Source organism: Pedobacter alpinus (genome assembly GCF_042684645.1).
Lineage (GTDB): Bacteria > Bacteroidota > Bacteroidia > Sphingobacteriales > Sphingobacteriaceae > Pseudopedobacter > Pseudopedobacter alpinus.
In genome coordinates this window covers 1-4,282 of sequence record NZ_JBHULV010000006.1, presented here as the reverse complement: position 1 = coordinate 4,282, position 4,282 = coordinate 1, and the positions used below count along the sequence as shown (strand labels likewise).

Annotated in this window: 5 protein-coding genes and 1 tRNA gene; 3 read left to right on the top strand and 3 right to left on the bottom strand. The window is 32.3% G+C overall.

Features of this window, described 5'->3' with window-relative positions; translation table 11 throughout:
- Positions 1–239: 239 nt before the first annotated feature.
- Positions 240–1,355, top strand: coding sequence for a cyclopropane fatty acyl phospholipid synthase (gene cfa, locus ACFSSE_RS01085; protein WP_379046583.1), 1,116 nt, complete (start codon positions 240–242; stop codon positions 1,353–1,355).
- Between the two features lie 320 nt (positions 1,356–1,675).
- Here cfa and ACFSSE_RS01080 read toward each other — a convergent pair whose 3' ends face one another.
- Positions 1,676–2,413, bottom strand: a complete 738-nt coding sequence (locus ACFSSE_RS01080) for a hypothetical protein (RefSeq protein WP_379046585.1) — start codon at positions 2,411–2,413, stop codon at positions 1,676–1,678.
- Positions 2,414–2,552: 139 nt separating this feature from the next.
- Positions 2,553–3,206, bottom strand: coding sequence for an HAD family hydrolase (locus ACFSSE_RS01075; RefSeq protein WP_379046588.1), 654 nt, complete (start codon positions 3,204–3,206; stop codon positions 2,553–2,555).
- Positions 3,207–3,304: 98 nt separating this feature from the next.
- Here ACFSSE_RS01075 and ACFSSE_RS01070 point away from each other — a divergent pair.
- Together ACFSSE_RS01070 and ACFSSE_RS01065 are read left to right on the top strand one after the other, a co-directional pair.
- Positions 3,305–3,391: transfer RNA gene (locus tag ACFSSE_RS01070), tRNA-Ser, on the top strand.
- Positions 3,392–3,641: 250 nt separating this feature from the next.
- The gene (locus tag ACFSSE_RS01065) at positions 3,642–4,148 is read left to right on the top strand and encodes an Arm DNA-binding domain-containing protein (RefSeq protein ID WP_379046591.1); all 507 of its coding nucleotides are present in this window, start codon (positions 3,642–3,644) and stop codon (positions 4,146–4,148) included.
- 32 nt (positions 4,149–4,180) lie between these two features.
- Here the strand turns inward: ACFSSE_RS01065 and ACFSSE_RS01060 are convergent, their stop codons facing one another.
- Positions 4,181–4,276, bottom strand: coding sequence for an IS3 family transposase (locus ACFSSE_RS01060; protein ID WP_379100653.1), 96 nt, complete (start codon positions 4,274–4,276; stop codon positions 4,181–4,183).
- Positions 4,277–4,282: the final 6 nt, after the last annotated feature.

Here is a 4,282-nt window from a genome sequence, read left to right as displayed (position 1 = left end):
GGTTTCGCAACTCAAAATTAGAATTATACAGGCCTTTTTTGTATATTATTTGTTCGGACAGTTATGAGAAATGGTATAATTTTTTTTCTCAGAAGTTTAATTTATCTGTTAAACTCCAACTTATAAAAAAATCAATTAAATTTTATAAATATCATTCTTAGTAAATCTAATTTTTCGTTTAGATTAATAAGTAGATAAAATTTCTATTTTTGATGATTAGCTAAAAGATTAAAATTTATATGATATCACTCGAGAAGATATTTAGCAAAGCATTTGCTACTGTTGATGTTACCGTTAATGGCAACAGACCCTGGGACATACAAGTTCACAACCCCAAACTGTATAACAGAATTATAGCAGGTGGTTCTATTGCTTTTGGAGAAGCTTACATGGATGGATGGTGGGATTGTGAAGCCGTTGATGAATTTATGCACCGGGTGCTATACCATCGCTTAGATAAAAGATTACCTAGAGATATTTTTACGGCATTTTATTTTTTAAATGCAAAGTTTAAAAATAGACAAACTTTAGGAAGAGCTAAAGAAGTTGCTTATAAGCATTATGATATTGGAAACGAGCTATTTGAAAAAATGCTGGATTCCCAAATGCAATACTCATGCGGTTATTGGGAAAAGGCGAACAACCTCGAAGAAGCCCAAGAAGCTAAACTTGATCTGATTTGCCGCAAGCTTAAATTAGAGAAAGGAATGACACTTTTAGAAATAGGTTGTGGCTGGGGTGGTTTCGCAAAATATGTTTCACAAAAATATGGTGTTTCAGTAGTTGGGATTACTATTTCCGAGCAACAAGCTATTTTAGCCCGTAAACAAAATGAAGGTTTACCTATTGAAATTAGGGTTCAAGATTATAGAGATGTTAATGAAAAATTTGATAGAGTAGTTTCTATCGCTATGCTAGAGGCAGTTGGTTACCGCAATTTTAGAGAATATATGGAAGTTGCTGCTAGAAACCTTAAAGATGATGGAATATTTTTCATACATACCATCGGTGGAAACTACGATGCTAAAACCACCGACCCTTGGATAGATAAATACATTTTTCCTAACGGAATGCTCCCATCAGCAAGTCAGCTATCTAAAGCATGGCAAGGGCTTTTTGTTTTAGAAGATTGGCATAACTTTGGCACCTATTACGATCCAACATTAATGGCTTGGCTCAAAAACTTTGAAGAAAGTTGGGATAGTATAAAAGCAGATTACGATGAACACTTTTACCGTATGTTTCGTTATTTCCTTTGTTCAAGTGCAGCATCTTTCCGATCACGTAAAAACCATCTTTGGCATATTGTTTTAACAAAACCTGTAAGATTAGGCATGTATGAATCAGTAAGGTAATGCTAAATACTGGTGCCATAGTAAATGCCTATTAATAGCTGAACACCTAATTTTGGTATGCTATATTGGCTGATTATATAGGTTATAACTTTGAGGTTAAAACATTAAATTAAGAATATACAAAAACTTCTGATTTAATGAATGGCATTTAAATCCAACTTACAAAGAGCCTTTAGAAACTGGTATTTAGGATAATTATGATATTCTGCCAGAACAGAAAAAAGGATTGAAAGGGAAATTGATTTTGTTATAAAATAAAAAAAGGTCATTCTAAAAGAACCCCCTTCTTAAATTCATCAATCATTTACTACAAAAGCTATTTAAAGTGCAATAATAAGTTTGCCATCATCATAAAAGCCTTTTTCTAATACTTTTCCGTTGGCATCAACTTTAAAACCTAATCCACTTTTATAGCCATTATGCCAAGCACCAATGTATGTGGTTTTATCGCTGTAAAAATAAACGCCAAATTCTTTTCTTTGCCCTTGAATGCACTGTCCGTAATAAGCATCTCCGCCATCATAATAGAAAACAATTGGATATGCAGCTTTGGAATATGCAAAATACCCTATTGCAACAGATGATTTATATTTTTGATAAGTAAAACCCTCAAAAGAGGTGGTGTTTTTAGCTGTATAATAATCAAAACTATGGTTAACCTTATATTGCTTATTAGTTGGTTTATCGTTTTCAAATACGTTTGACCATCCAACAGCTTTTGGCGACATTTGAAAAGCTGGGCCTTCTTTTATATTTTTCCTGTAAGTATAAAGTTCAACGTCTTTAGTTTGTTGGTTTTGAATTATAGTAGTTCCATCCATTTGGTTGTTGGTATTATAAGTACTGTAAATATTTACACCAGTTTTCTTGTCTGCAACTAAATTTGCACCAACTAGTTTACCTCCAATTTTAAAACCATAAGTAATTTTTCCGTTTTCATCAATTTCATCAAAAAAAGAGACATCTTTCATGTCTTTCTTTTTAACTTGTTTAGCAAAATCAATTTGCGAGAATGCTAAAACAGGTGTTATTAAAAAAATAATAATTAAATATTTCATATAAATCTTTTACCAATTGATTATATGTTAACCAATTGGTACAAATTTACCGACAAGAAAAATAAAATTAGTACGTGGAAATTGGTATTTTAAGTAGATTTTGTGGTATTTTTTTGTAATTTATTATCTTTTATTGCCTTTAAAACAGTTCCAATCCTTTATAATCCTTCACAAATTTGATTACATTATCTGTAATATTAAACTCTTCTGGTGTGTGTAAAGTAGTTAAAGCTAAGGCTTGCATTCCGGCATTCTTTGCGGCCTCCACTCCTTTTGGTGCATCCTCAAAAACTAAACATTTATCATAAGCTATCCCTAAAATATCTGCTCCTTTGGTAAATGTTTCAGGATCGGGCTTACTTAAAACCACGTCATCTGCACTTACCACCACTGGAAAATACTTTCTTAGGTTCAAATTATCCAAAATAAAATCAATATTAAAAGGGATAGCTGCCGACCCGATAGCCATTTTTATTCCGGCCTGGTAGGCTTTCTCCAGAAACTCTTCTAATCCATCTATCAATTTAATATGTGGTTTAAAGGCAGCTTGGTAGCGGCGTTCTTTTTCCATAGAAAAATCGTCCATTTGCTGTTGTGTAAAATGTCCTTTTCCAAAAACACGTTCTAATAACTCTTGATTTTTACCGTACATCTGTAAAACGGTTTCATTATAAGTGATATTTGCTTTTAAATCGTTGATTAATATATCATGCCAAGCTCTGGCGTGGAAGTGCATATCGTCTATTATGGTACCGTTGAGGTCGAAAAGGTAAGCTTCAAATTTTGTATTCATGTTGCTAAAATAGTAATCTTAATATTAAGCTGATGTAATTTTATTTTAATGAGGTTTATTTGAGAGAAAATCCTATTTTTGCAACCCATTCAAAATTCGGAGAGATGTCAGAGTGGTCGAATGAGCCAGCTTGGAAAGCTGGTGTACTGGCAACGGTACCGAGGGTTCGAATCCCTCTTTCTCCGCTGATACACATATCAAACTTTTTTAAAAGCCTGCAAATCATATGATTGTAGGCTTTTTTCGTTTTAAAAAAGTGGTAAAATATTTAACATTTCACAATATAAAGTGGAGTATAAGTGGAGTAAAAAAGTTGAACACTTTAACTCCACTTTAAACTCATAAAAAACTGAAATACAACATGTTCAACCACTAAACATCTTGATTTTATTTAACGGCAGAAGTAATTTTGTTTAACTTTTAATGTTTAAAATCATGAGTAATTTAATTCATCTATGCTTTCATCTTAAAAAGCCAAAAAACTACATTAGTGGTAATATCCCTATCTATTTAAGGATTATCGTCGATTTAAAAAGAGTTGAAATCTCTATTGGAAAAGAATGCGAACCTTCCAAATGGTGTAAAAAATCTGAACGAATACTAGGAAATCGTGAAGAAACCAAAATCTTAAATAAGTATATCGACCAGTTTCAAGCTAAAGTTTATGAAGCACAAGATATTTTAATTAGGGAATCTTTAGAAGTTACGTCTGACGCTATCCGGAATCAGGTTTTAGGCAAGAAGGAAGCTATTAAAACTATTATTGAAATTTTTACAGAGCATAACAATAATGTGGAAGCTTTAGTGGGTAAAGAATTTGCAGCAGGCACATTAGAGCGTTATAAAACTTCGCTTAAACATACGCAGGATTTTATTGAGTGGAAATACTGGAATTGCAATAGTTTACTAGAGGTTTTTTATTGTCAGATTATTGTTTTTTGAGTAGCATTAATTAGATTTATAAAAGCCAATATTTATGCTGCTGTTTTGGATTGAATTAATAACTCTCCAAACTCCTGAGGTGTCAAATATCCAAGTGTTGAATGCCTTCTCTTTCTATTGTACCACACCTCTAT

What these genes read in the sequence shown, in the direction of transcription:
- cfa (WP_379046583.1), top strand. Translation starts at nt 240, where the DNA reads ATGATATCACTCGAGAAGATATTTAGCAAAGCATTTGCTACTGTTGAT.
- ACFSSE_RS01080 (WP_379046585.1), bottom strand. Translation starts at nt 2,413, where the DNA reads ATGAAATATTTAATTATTATTTTTTTAATAACACCTGTTTTAGCATTC.
- ACFSSE_RS01075 (WP_379046588.1), bottom strand. Translation starts at nt 3,206, where the DNA reads ATGAATACAAAATTTGAAGCTTACCTTTTCGACCTCAACGGTACCATA.
- ACFSSE_RS01065 (WP_379046591.1), top strand. Translation starts at nt 3,642, where the DNA reads ATGAGTAATTTAATTCATCTATGCTTTCATCTTAAAAAGCCAAAAAAC.